We start from the raw sequence: 19,075 nt of genomic DNA, 5'->3' as shown, positions 1-19,075 counted from the left end.
TTGCATCGTATCCTCTTCTTTTTCAGTACCCTTTAGTATACTCGTTTTTTCTGAGTTTTACATTAAAAAATTGGAACTGTGATTCACATCACAGTTCCAATTTTAAAAGCGAAACATCAGGTTGTCAAAAACAGCTGATTCAGCTATTTTACTTTTCTGTGTTTTAACGCTTATTATTCCCCTTGGTTCAAGAGGATTGGTAAAGTATTCGCCAATTCTTCTTTACGTACTTCAACCATTTCGCCAGTTTTCTTGATTTTCACTTCTACGATTCCTTCTACTGCTTTTTTACCGACAGTAATTCTGATTGGACAGCCAATCAAATCAGAATCCGCGAATTTCACTCCTGCGCGTTCATTTCTGTCATCAACCAGTACTTCATAGCCAGCTTTTGTCATCGCTTCTTCTAGTTCATTCGTCAAGTTTGTTTGGTATTCGTCTTTTAGATTCATTTGGACGATATGCAGATCAAATGGCGCAATTCCTTTTGGCCAATTGATTCCTTGTTCATCTGAATGTTGTTCTACGATTGCTGATAATAAACGGCTCACACCGATACCATAACAGCCCATAATCACAAATTTTTCCCGTCCGTTTTCGTCTAGAACGGTTGCCCCCATAGATTCACTGTAACGAGTGCCAATTTTGAAGATATGTCCGATTTCGATTCCTCGAGTAAAGGCAAGAACACCGTTGTTGTCTGGTGAAGGATCTCCTTCTTGTACAAAACGAAGATCTTCATAAGAAAGCACAGTGAAATCGCGTTCTGGATTCACATTTTTATAGTGGAAGCCTGTTTCGTTCGCTCCAGTAATGGCATTCGCTAAATCTTGGACATAACGGTCTGCATATACTTTTACATCCTCTGAAACACCGATTGGTCCGACAGAACCAAACTCAGCACCTAGATATTTTTGTGCTTCTTCTTCCGTCGCTTCTTCTAAAAAGTCAGCAGATAGATAGTTTTTCAGTTTTACATCATTGACTTCATGGTCTCCGCGTACCAAAACAAGGACAGGTTGTTCATCCGCAATGAACAATACAGACTTGATGATTTTTTGAGGTTCAACAGAAAAGAAATCTGCTACTTCGTCAATTGATTTTACGTTAGGTGTAGCTACTTTCTCTAATTCAAGCTGTGTTTCATGCGATTTTTTTGACACATAGTAGCTTGTAGCCATCTCCAAGTTTGCAGCATAATCACTTTCAGTCGAATAACAAATCGTATCCTCCCCGATCTCTGAGATCGCCATGAATTCCTTTGAGTCTTTCCCGCCCATTGCGCCACCGTCTCCGATGATCGAACGAAATTCCAAACCGCAACGCTTAAAGACTTCGGTATAGGCTTTTTCATAATCTTTATACGTTTCGTCTAAACTTTCTTCCGTTGCATGGAAAGAATATGCATCTTTCATGATAAACTCACGTCCGCGAAGCAAACCAAAGCGAGGACGTTTTTCGTCACGATACTTAGGTTGGATTTGATAAAGATTCAAAGGTAATTTCTTATATGAATTAATTTCATTACGCATCAAATCAGTAAAAGTCTCTTCGTGAGTTGGTCCAAGAATCATTTTTCGATCATTACGGTCCTTGAAACGATACAAGTTTGGACCATATGTTTCGTAACGTCCTGACTCTTCCCAAAGTTCTGCTGGCAAGATAGCAGGCATCAGCATCTCTACCGCACCGATTTTTTCAAATTCTTCCCGCATGATACGTTTCAGCTTTTCTAATACACGATTTGCTAATGGCAGATAAGAATAGATACCCGCTGATACTTGACGGATATATCCAGCTCTTAGCAAGATTTGATGACTTAATACTTCTGCATCATTTGGAACTTCACGTAATGTTGGAATCAACATTTTTGATTGTCTCATTCTATATACTCCTTTATTTCCTCAAAATAGTTATCGTTTGTTATTATACCCTATTTGTCAACTTTTTCTAGAAAAAGAATCGTTGAATATCGTTCCATGTAACTAGCACCATCAACAACATTAAAAATCCAAAGCCAGCTAATGTCAATATTCCTTCTTTTTCTTGACTTAATGGTTTCCCACGAATCCCTTCAAAAATATTCAACACTAATTTCCCACCATCTAAGGCAGGGATCGGAAGCAGATTGACGATTCCAAGGTTCATTGAAAGAAGCGCCATCAAACCAATAACAGTTGTTACACCTTGGTTTGCTGCTTCTGAAGATAATTGGTACATCATAACAGGTCCGCCTAATTTATCTAAACTAAAACCTGTAAACAGTGATCCTAAGGCTTTGAAAATTTCCAATGAACCGCTAAAAGCTTGACGTGTTCCGCCGATGATCTTATCCATAAAACCTGTATTCATTGGGGCTTGTATGCCAAGTTGGCCAACTTTTTCGCCATTTGACTCTACCGATTTCGGTGTCACGTCGACAGATTGCATCTTACCTTCTCGTTCGATCTCAAAATCTAATGTTTTACCTGGATTTTTCGTGATGACTGTTGTCAAATCGTTCCAAGTGTGGATTTCTTTACCGTCCACGCTAACTACCTTATCATTTTCTTTTAAGCCTGCTTCTGCCGCAGCACCATTAGGGATAATCTCTCCTACACGATTAGTATTTGTCACTTGAACACCGCCTTGCATGAATGCAAGAATAATAAATAACACGATTGCCAAGATAAAGTTATTCATTGGACCGGCAAAATTGGTCAGCATACGCTGCCACAGTTTAGCCGATTGGAACTGTACATCTTTTGGTGCAATTCTGATTTCTGTTCCGTCGGTTTCAATAATCGTCGCATCGTGATCGACAGGATAGGTCACTACTTCTGTTTCATCTCCATTCACATAACCAGTGATAGTCAGCTCATCTTCTAAATCATAACGGCTCAATTCCATTGGGATAGCATTTGTCAATTGGATTTTCTTACTTAAATTTATCTTCTCTACGATGCCGTCAGAATTTAGTAAAAGAGAAAGAGGCATACCTGGTGCCATTTCTGTTTCATCATCCCCATTGCCTGCCATTCGAACATAACCGCCAATAGGTAATAGGCGAAGCGTATATGTTGTCCCGTCTTTTGCTTGATGCCCATAAATTTTCGGACCCATACCGATAGCAAATTCGCGAACGAGGATTCCTGATCGTTTCGCAAAGAAGAAATGACCAAACTCATGAACAATCACTAATATACCAAAAACAATGATAAATGTTAGTATCGTTTTCATAGCTTTTTTCTCCTTTACTTGTTTTTTGTGTGTTTTTTTAAACAACGTTAAAACACTATAATTTTACCATAGTATACCTAAGACACCAATAGTATCAATAAAATGAGAAACAAAAACCTGCGTCTTTTATGAAAATCACAAAGAAACGCAGGTATACTTACTAAATAATGCCAAATAAATGCATGATAGGAAATACAAACAGCAAGCTATCGAAACGGTCTAAGATTCCCCCGTGGCCCGGTAAGATATTTCCTGAGTCTTTCACATCATAATGGCGTTTGATTGCTGATTCGACCAAATCGCCAAATTGTCCGACTGCCGAAAAAATAATCGTCATCAGAAGCATGACAAACATACCATGATTGAATAGTTCTCTTGCTGGATACAACAATAGATAAAGAAATGCGACTACAACAGCACTTCCGATCCCGCCTAACGCGCCTTCAATCGTTTTGTTCGGTGAAATATCCGGACTTAACTTGTGTTGTCCATAACGACGGCCAACCATATAAGCACCAATATCAGTTGCCCAAACGATAAACAGACCAAAAATCAAAACAGCTAAACTTTCTGTTCGTGCATTGACGAAATTCTGGAAGCCTATTCCTACATACAAACTGACAAGTACTGGGAAACCTGCTTCATCAATCGTATACGTATTTTTAGATATAACTGACGTCCCTAAAAGGATCATAACGATAAGATAAAATAGCATAAATGTACTGACGTTCTCTGGAAGAAAGAAGAACCATCTTTCTTTTGGCAAGACAAGGAGCACTGCACCAATAGCGGATAAAACTCCTTCAAAACTTAGGAGAGTCAATCCTTTCATCCGGAAAAGCTCATAAACTCCTACCACAGCTAAGACTGCTGCGGTAAGCTCAACCGCTATGCCCCCAATCCATATAATCGGAATAAACAAGACAAGCGCCACGGCTGCTGTGATTACACGTTGTTTCATGACTGATCCCCTTTCTCATTTTCTGTTTTTTTTACACCGCCGAATCGACGATCTCGATTTTGATAAGAGGCAATTGCTTCTTCAAGATGTGCACCGTCAAAATCAGGCCAAAGTGCTTTTGTAAAATACAATTCACTATATGCAATCTGCCATAACAGAAAATTACTGATCCGCTCTTCTCCGCTTGTACGGATCATCAACTCAGGATCTTGTAATTCTTTGGGCAAGAAACCTGTCATTAGATGGTTGGCAATCACTTCATCATCGATTTCTTCTGCCTGTATTTCTCCCTTTGCTACTTCTTCAGCAATGTTTTGGACTGCGGTCACGATTTCTGCTCTGCTTCCGTAATTCAAAGCAAAGTTTAACACCATTCCGGTATTGTCTTTTGTTTGCTCAATTGCACGTTTTACAGCGTCTTGCGTCTGTTCTGGTAACACGTTCTCATACCCCATGACATGGACTTTGACGTTTTCTTTGATCAATTCTGGTACGAACGTATCAAAAAAGTCGACAGGTAGTTGCATGAGAAAACTTACTTCATCTTTTGGTCGCTTCCAGTTTTCAGTTGAAAAAGCATAAAGCGTCAATACTTTCACTCCAAGCCTTGATGCTTTCTTTGTGACTTTCTTTACTGTTTCCATACCTTCTTTATGACCAGCGACTCTTGGCAAACGCCGGTTTTGCGCCCAACGACCATTGCCGTCCATGATGATGGCAACGTGTTGAGGAATTGGTCCATCGGCATTAAATTGAAATTCGCTTTTTTCTTGAATATATTTGTTTTTTTGCGGAAAAAAACGTAACATTCTTTTTCCTCCTATACTTAAAAGATTCCCACTATCTTAAGTATTATAGCAATATCTAAACGTTTTTCCTATGAAATCATTGTTTTTTTATTTAAAAACTGAATAATTTTTTCTTTTTTTAATCTTTAAATAAAAGAAACATAAATAAAAACAGAGGAAGCGGAATGATCCGCCCCTCTGTTTTTATGGTTTTATTAAACTTCCAATAATTCTTTTTCTTTATCAGCAGCGATCTTATCTACTTCTTTAATGCTGTTATCTGTCAATGTTTGTACGTCTTTTTCTAGTCCACGCAAATCATCTTCGGTAATGTCACCATTTTTTTGTTGTTTTTTATATTCATCGATTGCATCACGACGGATGTTACGAATCGCGATTTTTGCATTTTCTGCTTCTTTTTTCACATCTTTAGCTAATTCTTTTCTGCGTTCTTCTGTCAGTTGTGGGATAACCAAACGAATAACATTTCCATCATTGGTAGGACTGATTCCGATATCACTTGCCATAATAGCTTTTTCAACATCTTGAAGAATGCTCTTGTCAAAAGGCGTGATCATTAAAACACGTGCTTCTGGGATTTGGATTGACGCCATTTGGTTCAATGGAGTTGGTGCACCGTAATAATTCACAGTGATTCGATCCAAAAGGCTAGCATTCGCGCGGCCTGCGCGGATTTGCCCAAGTTCACGTTGAAGATTTTGTGCTGCTTTTTTCATTTTTTCTTTTGCTTCTGTCATAATTGCATCTGCCATTTTTATTTCCCCCTTACAGTCGTTCCGATATTTTCACCTAAGATTGCTCGGCGAATATTTCCGTGTTCATTTAAATTGAAGACAAGCAATGGAATGTCATTATCCATGCTTAGTGAACTTGCAGTTGAATCCATGACTTGTAATCCTTTAGCAATCACTTCCAGATGAGTCAGTTCTTCAAATTTCACTGCATTTGCATCTACTTTCGGATCAGCAGAATAAACACCGTCTACATTGTTTTTAGCCATCAGGATAACATCTGCGCCGATTTCTGCTGCGCGTAATGCTGCCGTTGTATCTGTCGAGAAGTACGGGTTGCCGGTACCGCCCGCAAAAATAACAATCCGTCCTTTTTCTAAATGACGTTCTGCTTTACGGCGAATGTATGGCTCTGCGATTTGACGCATTTCAATCGAAGTTTGCACGCGTGTCGGTACACCCACGTTTTCCAACGTATCCTGTAAAGCTAAGGCATTCATAACTGTAGCTAACATACCCATGTAATCAGCTTGAGCGCGTTCCATGCCCATTTGTGCTCCGATTTGTCCGCGCCAGATATTTCCGCCACCCACAACGATTGCCATTTCAACGCCCAGTTCGTGAACTTCTTTGATTTCTTGGATGATTTCTTTGATTACTGGTGGTTTGATTCCAAATCCTGCATCCCCAGCTAAAGCTTCTCCACTCAATTTTAAGACTACACGCTGATATTTCGGTGTGACCATGTTCATTCCTCCAATATTTTCTATTGCCATTTTACCATACTTAGATGATTTCGACACGCTAAGCCTGGTTTTTCTTGTTTTGCTTAAAAAAAGGGAGCGCACAAAGCGTGCGTTCCCGTCTGTCATTCAACAGAATTATTTTTTCACTTGGCTCATAACTTCTTCTACAAAGTTATCTTCGCGTTTTTCGATACCTTCGCCAACTTCGAAACGTACGAATGTTTTAACAGTTGCGCCTTTTGAAGCAACGTATTTTTCAACAGTCATATCAGGATCTTTAACGAATGGTTGGTCAACCAAAGCGATTTCTGCTTTGAATTTCTTCAAGCGTCCTTCTACCATTTTTTCAACGATATTCGCTGGTTTGCCTTCATTCAATGCTTGTTCTGTAAGAACAGTTTTTTCATGTTCTAATTCAGCTTCTGGAATTTGTGATTCGTTTACATAGCGAGGATTGATAGCTGCTACGTGCATAGCTACATCTCTTGCAACTGTTTCATCTGTTGTTCCGTCTAGAACAGTCAATACAGCAATACGTCCGCCCATATGCAAGTATCCGCCAAATGCAGCATTGTCGTCTTTTTCTACAACTTCAAAGCGACGGAAGCTGATTTTTTCTCCGATAACTTGAGTTGCTTCGATCAAATCAGATTCAATCGTTCCTTTATCTGTTTTGATTTTCATTGCAGCTTCCATGTCTGCTGGTTTATTTTCAGCAACAAGTTCTGCGATTTCTTTTACTAAGTCTTGGAACATTTCATTTTTAGATACAAAGTCTGTTTCTGAGTTTACTTCAACGATTGCTGCAGTGTTACCTTTCACAGCAACTGAAGCTAATCCTTCAGCGGCAATGCGGTCATTTTTCTTTGCAGCCTTTGCCATTCCTTTTTCACGTAAAAGATCAACTGCTTTTTCCATATCGCCTTCTACTTCAACTAATGCTTTTTTCGCATCCATCATTCCTACGCCAGTCATTTCGCGTAGTTCTTTTACCATTTTAGCTGTAACGTCTGCCATGTTTAACTCCTCCTGTGTGTGTTCTTTTTAAAAAAAGCTGTTTCAAAGGAGAGTGAGGCTTGTCGCCCAGCCTTTGAAACAGCTCCATCATTCAAAATTATTCTGCTGAAGAATTGTCGCCTTCAACAACATCTACGATTTCTTCGATTGATGTTGCTGTGTTTTCTTCTGTGAAATCTTCTTCAACTACTTGATCTTCACCTTGGTTTCCTTCGATGAAAGCATCAGCCATTTTTGAAGTAATCAATTTAACGGCACGAATGGCATCGTCGTTTGAAGGGATTACTACGTCGATTTCATCTGGATCGCAGTTTGTATCAACCATAGCTACGATTGGGATATTTAATTTGTGTGCTTCTTGAACAGCAATACGTTCTTTACGTGGGTCAACGATGTACATTACATCTGGGATTCTTGGCATATCAGCGATACCGCCTAAGAATTTTTCAAGACGTTCGCGTTCTTTGTTCAAACCAGCAACTTCTTTTTTAGGTAGAACTTCAAAAGTTCCATCTTCTTCCATTGCATTGATTTGTTTCAAACGGCTGATACGTTTTTGGATAGTATCCCAGTTTGTCAATGTTCCGCCTAACCAACGATGGTTAACGAAGTATTGTCCTGCACGAGTTGCTTCTTCTTTGATTGCTTCTTGTGCTTGTTTTTTTGTACCTACGAATAATGCTACGCCGCCTTCTTCAGCAACGCTCTTCATGTAATCATAAGCTGCATCTACTAATTTAACTGTTTTTTGTAAGTCAATGATGTAGATTCCGTTTCTTTCTGTGAAGATATATTTCTTCATTTTTGGGTTCCAGCGACGAGTTTGGTGACCAAAGTGTACGCCGGCTTCTAGTAATTGTTTCATAGAAATTACTGCCATGTTTGTTTCCTCCGATTTGGTTTTATTTTCCCTCTTCTTATCTTCTACCTTGCCGGCAAACTTTTTCAAGCACCTACCGACAATCCAATAAGAATGTGGATTTGCTGATGCATAAAGCACCCTCAGCTATTATACAGACAAAAGATCCATATCGCAAGAGCAAATGTACTTTTCTGCTCAACATTCAATAGTTTACCTGAAAGACAAAAAGAATTCAAGAAAAACAGTAGATTTCTCTTTGTTTCTTTATTCTCTTTTTTCCATAAAATAATTTTAGATATAAAAGACGAATATTATTGGGCAATCCTTCTTTTTTTTGTTATGATACATGTGAAATCTTTCGTAAAGGAGAAAGAAAATGCGCAAAGCTCAAAGACATTTGCTGATTAAACAAGTCATTGAAGAATTCCCGATCCGTACGCAAGAAGAACTATTAAACAAACTTGGGCATTATGGCGTTACCGCAACGCAAGCAACGATTTCTCGAGATATACGTGATCTGAAAATCGTGAAGGCACCTGATGAAAACGGTATTTCCCGCTTTGTGTTGTTTCGCGAAAAAGGTACTCCTGATACTAAGACTGAAGAAGAGGATCGGCTGATTCAAATGATTGAAGACATTGTGTTGAAAGTCGAACGAGTCCACTTTTTGACAATCGTTAATACCTTGCCAGACAATGCTCATTTATTTGCATCTGTTTTAGATGAGATCAAGCCTCCTCCTATCGTCAGTACGATTGCTGGATTTGATACGATCATGATTATCTCAGAAAATGAGGAGGATGCAAAACGAGTAGAAGAATTTCTTCACCATCCGACTGAAGTATCACTTTTTTAATCAGAGCACGTGTTCCTAATAAGGAATGCGTGTTTTTTTATTTTCAATATTTTCCTTGTTAAATAAACCTTTACACTCTTTACAAAAATACATCAGTTTTTATTTAAAATTTTCATAACTTTGATTAAATCACAATACTCATCATTTATATTGGATGTTAGCAAGAGCAGAGTCTTGCTCTTTGTGTATGTCAATAAAAAAGAAATGAAAGGAAATCGCATGTATAAATTATTAACGCCTGGACCATTAACGACTTCTGAAACAGTGAAAAAAGCGATGCTGACCGATCATTGTACCTGGGATCAAGAATACAAAGAGATGACACAATGGATAAGAAAAAAATTGCTGGAGCTTGTTCAAGTACCGGAAAAACTATACACAACGGTCTTGATGCAAGGCAGCGGCTCCTTTGGGGTAGAATCTGTTTTAAGTACTGTGATTAGACCAGAAGATACTTTGCTGATTTGTTCAAATGGCGCATACGGTCAACGAATGGTTGCCATGTGCAAATATCTGCAACTAAACTATGCAGTTTATGAAGTACCTGAACACCAAATCCCCCAAGCACATATGATTACACAGTTGATTGAAGAGAATCCGTCTATCTCCGCACTTGCAATGGTCCATAGCGAGACTACTTCCGGTATTTTAAATGATTTGGAAGAAATTGCTGCTGTCGTACAGGAAAGAGATCTTTTGTTTATAGTAGATGCGATGTCTAGCTTTGGTGGGATACCGATTCATGTAGCGGAACTAGGGATCGATTTTTTGATTTCTAGCTCAAATAAATGTATTCAAGGTGTTCCAGGTTTTTCTTTTGTACTTGCTAATAAAGTGGAACTAGAAAAGCGAAAAAATGTGAGTCGAAGTTTGTCACTTGATCTGTATGACCAGTATCGCGTGATGGAAAACGAGAATGGCAAATGGCGTTTCACTTCCCCTACTCATACGGTTTTGGCTTTTCAACAGGCATTGAAGGAACTAGAGCTAGAAGGAGGGATCGAAACTCGATATTCACGTTATCTCGCCAATAATCATGTGCTACGACAAAAAATGACAGAGATGGGATTCCAGCCTTTCATCCAAGAGTATCAGGGGCCATTCATTACCTCTTTTCTTTACCCTAAAGACTGGCGATTTGATTTCAATCATTTCTATCAGCATTTAAAACAAAACGGATTTGTGATCTATCCTGGGAAGATCAGCGATCATGAATGTTTTCGTATCGGTAATATTGGCGAGATTTATCCAGAAGACATTTTAGAACTGACAGCAATTATCAAAGACTATAAGGAGAACATTAATGATTAAAACTGTAATTTTTGATTGGGCAGGAACAACTGTGGACTTTGGCTGTATGGCTCCTGTCCACGCTTTTAGAAATGCTTTTCTAGAAAAAGGGATCCAACTGACTGACAAAGAGATCCGCGAACCGATGGGAAAATTAAAATGGGATCATATCCAACAGCTTCTTTCCCTCCCTTCTGTCAAAGAACAATGGATAGCGATTCATGGACAACTACCTCAGGAAAAAGAGGTAGAGGAATTGTATCAGCAATTTGAACATTATCTGTTTAAAGATTTGGCCCAGCATTCTACCTTGAAACCCGACACATTGGAAACGGTCGAGCAGTTGAGAAGCGCTGGGATCAATATTGGTTCCACGACTGGATTTACTGCTCCTATGATGGCAATCGTAGCAGAAACCGCAAAAAAAGAAGGGTATTCACCAGACTTCATGGCAACTTCTGAAGACGTCGAAGGATATGGACGACCATTTCCTTATATGATTCATAAAAACATACAACATTTCAAAAACAAGTCGGTTGATGAAGTAATCAAAGTTGGAGATACGGTCTCAGATATCCAAGAAGGAAAAAATGCTGGGGTGTTTACAGTTGGTGTGATTGAAGGTAGTTCGCTGATGGGACTTTCATATGATGCATACCAACAAATAGAGATGGAGGAAAAAGATCGCTTAAAACAGTCTGTTGCTCTTAGATTCCAACAAGCTGGTGCTGATCTTTGCGTAAATAACTTAAAGGAGTTAACAGAGTACATTTTGTGCGCTGACAAGAATCCAGAATGACTTTTATTCGCAATAAGGGCTGTGACAAAAATATTGTCACAGCCCTTATTGCGAATAAACGGTGTTCTCCTGCCAACTTCTCGGCCACAAGTCACAATATCCAACAAACACGAGAAGCTGTTTTTTGAAATTGTTCCTTGTGACTCGGAGCTGATCACTGATTTCACATTCTTTTTTTCTTACATCTTATCTGGTGCATGAAGTCCTAGCAAACGAAGATCTTCTTTCAATAATACAGTCACTGCATACACTAAAGCTAAGCGTGCTTCTTTTTGTTCATCGTCAGCTAAAATTTTCGTATGAGCATAGTATTTGTTGAATGCCTGTGCTAATTTGATTGCATGTTTCGCAATCACTGAAGGTTCATATTTTTCCCCAGCGGATAAGACTGTTTCAGGATATTTTTGAACCAATTTGACTACTTCCCAGCTGATATCGTCATTCAACGCATAGTCTGCTGTTTCTGAAGGGACGAATCCTGCTTTTTCCAACAGACTGACTGCACGAGCATGTGTATATTGCACATAAGGTCCAGTTTCTCCTTCAAAACGAACCACTTCTTCCAAGTTGAAGTCAAATGTATTGAGACGATCGTTTTTCAAATCATGGAAGATGACTGCTCCAACCCCTACTTGTTTAGCTACAACATCTTTGTTTTCTAAATCAGGGTTTTTCTCGCTGATCTGTTCTTTAGCAGATTGGATTGCTTCATTCAATACTTCTTCTAGTAAGACGATTTTTCCTTTACGAGTTGATAATTTTTTACCACCTTGTGTGATCAAACCAAATGGGATATGGTGCATATCGTCAGACCAGTCAAAGCCCATTTCTTTCAAGACAGCTTTCAATTGTTTGAAATGATAACTTTGTTCATTCCCTACTACATATAGAGATTGCTTGAAGTCATAGGTACGTTTACGATACAATGCGGCAGCTAAGTCACGTGTGATGTATAGTGTCGCGCCATCTGATTTCTTGATTAATGCTGGATTCAAGTCGTAAGCAGAAAGGTCAACGATCTCCGCACCTTTATCTTCGTTCAGCAAATGTTTTTCTTCTAAAAGTTCGACGATTTCATCCATTTTGTCATTATAGAAAGCTTCACCGTTCAATGAATCAAACTGTACTTCTAGTAGATCATAGATTTTGTTGAATTCTTTCATCGATTCATCACGGAACCATTGCCACAATTGGATAGCTTCTTCATCGCCTTCTTCTAGACGTTTGAACCAAGCACGAGCTTCTTCATTTAATTCTGGTTCTGTTTCAGCTACTTCATGGAATTGGACATACAAACGAAGCAGTTCATTGATTGGCTCTGCTTTGACCGCTTCTTCTGAACCCCATTTTTTGTAAGCAACAATCAGTTTTCCGAATTGCGTGCCCCAGTCACCTAAATGATTGATGCGGATTGGCTGGTATCCGATTTTTTCCATAATGAAGCCAATCGAATTACCGATAACTGTCGAACGTAAATGTCCCATTGAGATTGGTTTTGCAATATTTGGAGAAGACATATCGATCGGTACGGTCCCTTGATTCCCAATATTGCTATCCCCATAATGTTCTTTTTCTTTCACTACTGTTTGCAAAACTTTTTTGCTGATAAGTTCTTTATTCATGAAAAAGTTCAAGTAAGGTCCAACCACTTCGATTTTTTCAAAGTTGGCAGAGTCGATTTTTTCTGCTAAATCTGCAGCGATTTGCTGTGGCGCTTTTCGGTAAACTTTTGCTAATGAAAAGGCTGGAAATGCCACATCCCCGTGTTCGGCTGATTTTGGATTTTCTAGTAATTGTTCGACTTGTTCAAGTGTCAAATCGTCTTTGACAACGTCATAGACAGCTTTTGCGACAAGATCTTTATTATTCATCTTTATTCCTCCTAAAATACTCTCTTATTTGTTCAACAAAAAAAATCTCTAATGACGACATACTTAGTATGCCATCATTAGAGACGAGATTTCCCGCGGTACCACTCCAATTGTCCTAAAAAAGGACCAGCTCCATCTGATATCGGTAGACGACCGTCTGTTTAAAACAGAATTCTCCAAGTGCGCTTCGTTGTATCTCCTTCATTCGGCTTCCACCACTTCCGAATTCGCTAGCTAAGAATGATACAAGTACTCTCTTGTTCAACAAATCTTAATCTTATTAAACTTTCTTGAATTATATCAGAAAAAAAAACGAAAGGCTAGTCGTTTCTAATAAAAAAAACAATCCAGATGGCCTAAAGGAGAAGAAATACCACCTGGATAGTTATAAATCATTTCGTAAATACGAAAGACTTAACAAATTAATCAGCTACGATAATCGTTCCTTCTTCAGAAGCTAAAAGATTTTCGATATTTTCTAAAGAAGTGATGATTGCCTTAGCGTTCGGTTTTGCTTCAACAAATGCAATAGCTGCTTCTACTTTCGGAAGCATGCTTCCTGGAGCGAACTGTTTTTCATCAATGTATTGTTTCATTTCTGAAACAGTAACAGTTTCTAGTTTCTTTTGATCCGGTTTTTGGTAATTGACATACACATTGTCTACACCTGTCAAAACGATCAGCAAATCCGCATCGATGATTTCGGCTAATTTTTCTGAAGCAAAATCTTTATCGATTACGGCTTCTCGCCCTTCTAATCCAGTAGCTGTTTCTACAACAGGAATCCCGCCACCGCCGACAGACACCGTGATAACTCCTTGTTCGACTAGCGTTTCGATGACACGTGCTTCTTTGATCGAGATTGGTTTAGGGGAAGCGACTACTTTTCTCCATCCACGTCCAGCGTCTTCTTTGAATGTCACAGTAGAATCAGCATTCATTTGTTCTTTCGCTTCTTCTTCCGTGTAGAATGGGCCGACTGGTTTACTTGGATTTTTGAAGGAAGGATCGTTTTCATCCACAATGACTTGAGTGACTAAAGAAACTACATCTTTATCGATTCCTTTTTCCTTCAGTACTTCACCCATCGCGTTTTGGAGCCAGTAGCCGATTGACCCTTCTGTCATTGCGACACATGTATCTAAAGGCATTGCTGGTGTTTTCTCAGAATCAGCAGCTTGCTGCTGAATCAATAGGTTGCCGACTTGCGGACCATTTCCGTGAGAGATGATTAGTTCATCTCCTTGCTCGATAAATTTCACTAAATACTTTGCTGTTTCCATTAACGCTTCTTGTTGGGCTTTTGCACTTGCATCCGTAGACAAGATGGCATTGCCTCCTAAAGCGACAACTACTTTTCGTTTGGCCATTTCATTCGCCCTTTCTTCAGTTCTTCTGAATTTTCTAGATAACAAAACGAGCCAGCGTCTTGTGATTTTCCCTCAATGCTGACTCGTTTTTTCGTGAGATGAATGTGGTTATGCTTAAACGCGAGGGATAAACAAGTTACCTAATGTTGCCGCCATGATTGCTTTGATTGAATGCATACGATTTTCTGCTTGGTCAAATTGACGAGCATATTTGCTGCGGAAGACTTCGTCTGTTACTTCCATTTCAGTGATGCCAAAGCGTTCTTTCATTTGTTCACCGTAAACAGTGTTTGTATCATGGAAAGCTGGTAAGCAGTGCAAGAAGATCAAACGATCTGTATTGTGTGTTTTTTCTACCATTTCCATATTGATTTGGTAAGGTTTCAACAATTTGATCCGTTCTTCAAATTTATCTTCTTCACCCATTGATACCCATACATCAGAATAAAGAACGTCTGCTCCGTCTACACCTTTATCAACATCGTCGGTAATCATCAATTGTGCCCCTGATTTTTCAGCAAAACCTTCTGCCATTTTGACGATTTCTTCTTCAGGTTGTAATTCTTTTGGTGCAACGATACGCATGTTTGCTCCCAAAATTGCACCTGTTACTAATAAAGAGTTAGCCATATTGTTTCGACCATCCCCACAGTATGCAACAGTGATGCCTTCTACAGTTCCAAAGTTTTCTTGGATAGTTAAAAAGTCAGCGATCATTTGCGTTGGATGCCATTCGTCAGTCAATCCATTCCAAACTGGAACACCAGAGAATTCTGCTAGTTCCTCTACCATTTTTTGACTGAATCCACGGAATTCGATTCCGTCAAACATACGACCTAACACTTTAGCTGTATCTTCTGTTGATTCTTTTTTACCTAATTGGATGTCATTCGCACCTAGGTATTCAGGATGTGCACCTAGATCGATTGCTGCAGTGGTAAATGCAGAACGAGTACGTGTAGATGTTTTTTCAAATAAAAGCGCGATATTTTTTCCTTCTAGATAGTGATGTGGGATCCCACGCTTTTTCAAGTCTTTCAAGTGTTCTGAAAAATCGATCAAATATTGTAACTCTTCTTTTGTAAAATCTTTTTCTGCTAATAAACTTCTTCCTTGGAATACTGATTCTTTCATATTAAACATTCTCCTTTAGATTGTTTTTATTTAAGATTAAAGAGGAAATCCTGACGACAGCTGACAGTAAGACTGTCGTCAGGTTATAAACTACTTCAAGTCTTCACGGACAAGTGGTTGACTCATGCAACGTGGACCGCCACGACCTCGTGACAATTCACTTGAATTGATTTCCAACACTTTGATACCATAGCTACGAAGCAATTCGTTCGATACGTAATTCCGATTGTAAGTGACTACGACACCTGGAGCGATTGCCAATGTATTGGATCCGTCATTCCATTGTTCTCTAGGGGCAACGATCTCATCCCCATTACCAGTTGGAATCAATACAAGATCATCTAATCCAAGAGCAGCTTTCATCGTTTCGTGTAAGTTATCTGAATGAGTGATCTTGATATCATCACCATCTGGTTCGATCGTAAAGACATCCATCTTACCGTCTTTACTTTGGATTGCTGGATGGATAGTGAATTTGTCATGGTCTACCATTGTGAATACGGTGTCCAAATGCATCATTGCACGGTTGTTCGGGATTTTGATTGCTAATACTTTTTCAAATCCTGAATTTTTTGCGAATAGATGGCGTGCTAATTTTTCTAAAGCTTTTGCATTTGTTCGTTGAGAAATCCCAACTGCTACTACTTTATCGCTTAAGATTAATTCATCTCCACCTTCGATATGATCTGGATTTTCACGATCCAACCATACTTCAATCCCTTTATTGGCAAATCTTGGATGATGTTTCAAAATATATTCTGTAAACATCGATTCACGACGACGTGCTTCAAAAGTCATCTTATTGACGGTCATCCCATTTCCCATTGATGCGGAAGGATCGCGTGTAAAGTACAAGTTTGGCATTGGGTCCATGTAAAATGGATAGTCGTCGTCTGCTGAAAGATCATATAGGCTGCTAGAACGTACTTCGATATCTTTTGTACGAACCCCAGCCATGATTTTATCTACCATTTCTTGTGTTTCCATTGATAGAAGGAACTCATGAAGACCATCTCTTACTGCATTCGATGCGATATGAGATTCATCCAACATTTTATTCAAGAATTGTTCTTTGACGTTGCCTGCGTCAATCGCTTCTGCTGCTAATTTTTCCAAGTAAAGAGTTTCAACGCCTTCGTTTTGCAAGGTCTTTGCAAAGTTGTCATGTTCTTCTTGAGCAATCGGAAGATATGGAATATCATCAAACAACAGACGATCCATAATATCTGGTGTCAAATTTTCCACTTCTTGTCCAGGCCGTTTCAGTAAAACTGTCTTTAATTTCCCTATTTCAGAGAAAACGTGAATAGGTTTATCCATGTTGTGTTGCCTCCTTCTTTTTGATTACATGTATAGGATAGCCTCCTTTTGTAATCACTTTCATAATTTTGTCTCATTCAAAATGAGACATCCCTCACATTAATATTCGATAATTAAATAATTAAACGTTTTTCTAATTTTAAGCGTAATTTATTCATTTTTTATTCTGTATACACTTCCAAAAAAATATTTATTCATCTAAAAAAATTTTTTGAATAAATCATAAAAATAAACTATACTAACATTGTTAACGTTTGCTATATGTATTATCATTGTTTTTTATACACAAATACTTATCTTCAAAATAAATTATTCAATGCGAATGTATATTTTTTACATAATAACAAATCAAATTTGTAAAGTATTAAAACTTATGTTTAATTCAGATGTGTTAAAACTTTACAAATTCTTTAAAAAAAGTAACAATAAATATAGTGAACAATAAGGAGAGGACTTTTTAATGCGTGTTAATAAAATCGATTTTCACTTTTCAAAACTCAGATATCAACCTGATTTTGAACATTTCTCGGATGAAGAGTTCCAACAGATCAAGGAACATACTGTTCTTCGTTCCTATAAGAAAGGACAAATCCTTTTTGATGATGGAGATTCTAGACAACGGTTATATATCTTGACCAAAGGACTTGTTCGTTTAGAACGTTACGATGAAAGTGCCACCTATTATTATTATGATTACGTGACTACCAATAACCTTTTTCCTATGTCAGGAATGTTTGGAGAAGAGACCTACACTTATACAGCTCAAGCGATGACTGATATCGAAACTTTCTATCTTCCTGTTTCCTACTATGAAAAATTAGCACGAAAAAATCCTGAACAACTGATCTATATGATTCAAAAAATTTCTAAAGTAGTCGAAATACATGAGTTACGTATCCAAATTGGATTAACCTCCAGTGCTTTTGATCGAGTGAAACAAAATCTATTCATTTTGAAAGAAGAACTTGGCGTACCAACAGAAGACGGTCATATCACCATTCCTTATCCAATTACCTTAAAAGAATTAGCAGTGAATAGCGGTACGACACGTGAAACTGCTGGACAAGTAATCAAACAACTACGTGATTCAGGATTGTTAGATTATCACAAAAAGCATTTTACTTTCTGTAAGACCGCTACTACTCCAGCTTTGAGAGAATAACGCGACAAAAAGAAACAGCGATCCTGATATTTATCGGGATCACTGTTTCTTTTCGTTTCGTCTATTCAAATGATTGGTAATAATAAGTGAGATCACTTTCTTTTTTTGTTCCATTGTAAACTACACCTAATATATTTGCTTTTGCAATCTGCAACAGTTCTTTCGCTTTTAACAACTCTTGTTTCTTTGTCTTTCTTTCTCTGACAACAAGTAGCGTTCCATCCGTTTTTGCTGCAAGGATTTGAGCATCCGTTACAGTTGCTACCGGAGGCATATCAAAAATGACCAGATCAAAGTCAAGTATCAGTTCCTCTATTATCTCTTCCATTCTTTTCGTCCCTAAAACTTCCGAAGGATTCGGCGGCTTTGGACCACTGGGCAAGACCCAAAGATTTTCTATATGTGTTTCAGTTATGTAATCGTCCGCTATCCGTTCACGCTCACTAAGTAAATTACTCAATCCTTCATTATGCGGCAATTGAAAAGACAACGCTACAGTTGGTTTCCTCAAATCGGCATCTACAAGTAAGACCTGTTTTCCACTATTTGCAAAAACTACTGCTAGATTAGCGGCAGTAATAGATTTCCCTTCATCTGGACCAGAAGAAGTGATGACCAATGTATTCAATTCACGATCAATCGCTGCAAACTGGATGTTGGACCGGATCGTTCGATATTTCTCGGCAGTAATTGATTGATCAGCTAATGCAACTAAAGGAACCGGAGGGGCAGATGTTTTCTTTTTCTTCATATTCTCTCTACTTTCTTTTTTCATTTTGTATCTAGACTTTCTATGTATACGAATAAATCCTATGATTTATTGAATTAATCATAGCACAGGAAAAAAACGAACACAATTTATATAATAACTATTTTTTTTACAGATATCGGCATGAAACACTTCTAAAACAAGCTATATTATAAATTT

Annotated in this window: 17 protein-coding genes; 4 read left to right on the top strand and 13 right to left on the bottom strand. The window is 38.4% G+C overall.

Translation table 11 applies throughout. The annotated features are described in order from the left end of the window. Positions 1 to 173: 173 nt before the first annotated feature. The 8 genes from AB3I27_RS00395 to rpsB all read right to left on the bottom strand — a co-directional run bounded on the left by AB3I27_RS00395 (position 174) and on the right by rpsB (position 8,363). The gene (locus AB3I27_RS00395; protein WP_002308900.1) at positions 174 to 1,883 is read right to left on the bottom strand and encodes a proline--tRNA ligase; all 1,710 of its coding nucleotides are present in this window, start codon (positions 1,881 to 1,883) and stop codon (positions 174 to 176) included. Positions 1,884 to 1,950: 67 nt separating this feature from the next. Beyond that, on the bottom strand, positions 1,951 to 3,219 hold the full coding sequence (gene rseP, locus AB3I27_RS00390; protein WP_002308899.1) for an RIP metalloprotease RseP: 1,269 nt from the start codon (positions 3,217 to 3,219) through the stop codon (positions 1,951 to 1,953). A 160-nt stretch (positions 3,220 to 3,379) separates the two neighbouring features. Beyond that, complete coding sequence (locus tag AB3I27_RS00385) at positions 3,380 to 4,180, bottom strand: phosphatidate cytidylyltransferase (RefSeq protein ID WP_368022878.1); 801 nt, start codon at positions 4,178 to 4,180, stop codon at positions 3,380 to 3,382. Beyond that, positions 4,177 to 4,989: an isoprenyl transferase gene (locus tag AB3I27_RS00380; protein ID WP_002308897.1), complete on the bottom strand. Its 813-nt coding sequence runs from the start codon at positions 4,987 to 4,989 to the stop codon at positions 4,177 to 4,179. The genes AB3I27_RS00385 and AB3I27_RS00380 overlap by 4 nt, the downstream gene beginning before the upstream one ends. Before the next feature lie 194 nt (positions 4,990 to 5,183). Then, on the bottom strand, positions 5,184 to 5,741 hold the full coding sequence (gene frr / locus AB3I27_RS00375) for a ribosome recycling factor (protein WP_002293875.1): 558 nt from the start codon (positions 5,739 to 5,741) through the stop codon (positions 5,184 to 5,186). Between the two features lie 2 nt (positions 5,742 to 5,743). Then, positions 5,744 to 6,466, bottom strand: coding sequence for a UMP kinase (gene pyrH / locus AB3I27_RS00370; protein ID WP_002293877.1), 723 nt, complete (start codon positions 6,464 to 6,466; stop codon positions 5,744 to 5,746). Between the two features lie 135 nt (positions 6,467 to 6,601). Further along, on the bottom strand, positions 6,602 to 7,483 hold the full coding sequence (tsf, locus tag AB3I27_RS00365) for a translation elongation factor Ts (RefSeq protein ID WP_002293878.1): 882 nt from the start codon (positions 7,481 to 7,483) through the stop codon (positions 6,602 to 6,604). Between the two features lie 97 nt (positions 7,484 to 7,580). Next, a complete protein-coding gene (gene rpsB / locus AB3I27_RS00360; protein WP_002293880.1) occupies positions 7,581 to 8,363 on the bottom strand; it encodes a 30S ribosomal protein S2 in 783 nt (260 codons plus the stop codon). Positions 8,364 to 8,721: 358 nt separating this feature from the next. On the opposite strand from rpsB, the gene AB3I27_RS00355 reads away from it, so the two are divergent. The 3 genes from AB3I27_RS00355 (at position 8,722) to phnX (ending at position 11,290) form a co-directional block, all read left to right on the top strand. After that, entirely contained in the window at positions 8,722 to 9,201 is a 480-nt protein-coding gene (locus tag AB3I27_RS00355; protein ID WP_002316352.1) for an arginine repressor, read from the top strand. A 219-nt stretch (positions 9,202 to 9,420) separates the two neighbouring features. Then, the gene (phnW, locus tag AB3I27_RS00350; RefSeq protein ID WP_104760086.1) at positions 9,421 to 10,512 is read left to right on the top strand and encodes a 2-aminoethylphosphonate--pyruvate transaminase; all 1,092 of its coding nucleotides are present in this window, start codon (positions 9,421 to 9,423) and stop codon (positions 10,510 to 10,512) included. After that, positions 10,505 to 11,290: a phosphonoacetaldehyde hydrolase gene (gene phnX, locus AB3I27_RS00345; protein WP_104760041.1), complete on the top strand. Its 786-nt coding sequence runs from the start codon at positions 10,505 to 10,507 to the stop codon at positions 11,288 to 11,290. The genes phnW and phnX overlap by 8 nt, the downstream gene beginning before the upstream one ends. Before the next feature lie 179 nt (positions 11,291 to 11,469). Here phnX and argS read toward each other — a convergent pair whose 3' ends face one another. The 4 genes from argS to arcA form a co-directional block, all read right to left on the bottom strand. Then, positions 11,470 to 13,161, bottom strand: a complete 1,692-nt coding sequence (gene argS / locus AB3I27_RS00340; RefSeq protein ID WP_002308891.1) for an arginine--tRNA ligase — start codon at positions 13,159 to 13,161, stop codon at positions 11,470 to 11,472. 422 nt (positions 13,162 to 13,583) lie between these two features. Next, positions 13,584 to 14,531: a carbamate kinase gene (arcC, locus tag AB3I27_RS00335; protein ID WP_002313642.1), complete on the bottom strand. Its 948-nt coding sequence runs from the start codon at positions 14,529 to 14,531 to the stop codon at positions 13,584 to 13,586. Between the two features lie 114 nt (positions 14,532 to 14,645). Next, positions 14,646 to 15,665 carry an ornithine carbamoyltransferase gene (gene argF, locus AB3I27_RS00330; RefSeq protein ID WP_002288437.1) on the bottom strand — a complete coding sequence of 340 codons (1,020 nt, stop codon included), beginning with the start codon at positions 15,663 to 15,665 and terminating at the stop codon, positions 14,646 to 14,648. Between the two features lie 90 nt (positions 15,666 to 15,755). Beyond that, the gene (gene arcA, locus AB3I27_RS00325; protein ID WP_002308888.1) at positions 15,756 to 16,985 is read right to left on the bottom strand and encodes an arginine deiminase; all 1,230 of its coding nucleotides are present in this window, start codon (positions 16,983 to 16,985) and stop codon (positions 15,756 to 15,758) included. Between the two features lie 460 nt (positions 16,986 to 17,445). Here arcA and AB3I27_RS00320 point away from each other — a divergent pair, with 460 nt between their 5' ends. Further along, a complete protein-coding gene (locus AB3I27_RS00320; RefSeq protein WP_002308887.1) occupies positions 17,446 to 18,147 on the top strand; it encodes a Crp/Fnr family transcriptional regulator in 702 nt (233 codons plus the stop codon). Between the two features lie 61 nt (positions 18,148 to 18,208). Here AB3I27_RS00320 and AB3I27_RS00315 read toward each other — a convergent pair whose 3' ends face one another. After that, the gene (locus AB3I27_RS00315; RefSeq protein WP_002308885.1) at positions 18,209 to 18,898 is read right to left on the bottom strand and encodes a CpsD/CapB family tyrosine-protein kinase; all 690 of its coding nucleotides are present in this window, start codon (positions 18,896 to 18,898) and stop codon (positions 18,209 to 18,211) included. Between the last annotated feature and the right edge of the window lie 177 nt (positions 18,899 to 19,075).

Source organism: Enterococcus sp. C46 (assembly GCF_040887565.1).
Classification (GTDB): Bacteria; Bacillota; Bacilli; order Lactobacillales; family Enterococcaceae; genus Enterococcus_B; species Enterococcus_B lactis.
The sequence above is the reverse complement of the archived record's forward strand: the minus strand, read 5'-3'. Positions and strand labels throughout refer to the sequence as shown.

What these genes read in the sequence shown, in the direction of transcription:
- tsf (WP_002293878.1), bottom strand. Translation starts at nt 7,483, where the DNA reads ATGGCAGACGTTACAGCTAAAATGGTAAAAGAACTACGCGAAATGACT.
- AB3I27_RS00320 (WP_002308887.1), top strand. Translation starts at nt 17,446, where the DNA reads ATGCGTGTTAATAAAATCGATTTTCACTTTTCAAAACTCAGATATCAA.
- frr (WP_002293875.1), bottom strand. Translation starts at nt 5,741, where the DNA reads ATGGCAGATGCAATTATGACAGAAGCAAAAGAAAAAATGAAAAAAGCA.
- phnW (WP_104760086.1), top strand. Translation starts at nt 9,421, where the DNA reads ATGTATAAATTATTAACGCCTGGACCATTAACGACTTCTGAAACAGTG.
- rseP (WP_002308899.1), bottom strand. Translation starts at nt 3,219, where the DNA reads ATGAAAACGATACTAACATTTATCATTGTTTTTGGTATATTAGTGATT.
- arcC (WP_002313642.1), bottom strand. Translation starts at nt 14,531, where the DNA reads ATGGCCAAACGAAAAGTAGTTGTCGCTTTAGGAGGCAATGCCATCTTG.
- AB3I27_RS00315 (WP_002308885.1), bottom strand. Translation starts at nt 18,898, where the DNA reads ATGAAGAAAAAGAAAACATCTGCCCCTCCGGTTCCTTTAGTTGCATTA.
- rpsB (WP_002293880.1), bottom strand. Translation starts at nt 8,363, where the DNA reads ATGGCAGTAATTTCTATGAAACAATTACTAGAAGCCGGCGTACACTTT.
- AB3I27_RS00395 (WP_002308900.1), bottom strand. Translation starts at nt 1,883, where the DNA reads ATGAGACAATCAAAAATGTTGATTCCAACATTACGTGAAGTTCCAAAT.
- AB3I27_RS00355 (WP_002316352.1), top strand. Translation starts at nt 8,722, where the DNA reads ATGCGCAAAGCTCAAAGACATTTGCTGATTAAACAAGTCATTGAAGAA.
- pyrH (WP_002293877.1), bottom strand. Translation starts at nt 6,466, where the DNA reads ATGGTCACACCGAAATATCAGCGTGTAGTCTTAAAATTGAGTGGAGAA.
- phnX (WP_104760041.1), top strand. Translation starts at nt 10,505, where the DNA reads ATGATTAAAACTGTAATTTTTGATTGGGCAGGAACAACTGTGGACTTT.
- argF (WP_002288437.1), bottom strand. Translation starts at nt 15,665, where the DNA reads ATGAAAGAATCAGTATTCCAAGGAAGAAGTTTATTAGCAGAAAAAGAT.
- AB3I27_RS00380 (WP_002308897.1), bottom strand. Translation starts at nt 4,989, where the DNA reads ATGTTACGTTTTTTTCCGCAAAAAAACAAATATATTCAAGAAAAAAGC.
- arcA (WP_002308888.1), bottom strand. Translation starts at nt 16,985, where the DNA reads ATGGATAAACCTATTCACGTTTTCTCTGAAATAGGGAAATTAAAGACA.
- argS (WP_002308891.1), bottom strand. Translation starts at nt 13,161, where the DNA reads ATGAATAATAAAGATCTTGTCGCAAAAGCTGTCTATGACGTTGTCAAA.
- AB3I27_RS00385 (WP_368022878.1), bottom strand. Translation starts at nt 4,180, where the DNA reads ATGAAACAACGTGTAATCACAGCAGCCGTGGCGCTTGTCTTGTTTATT.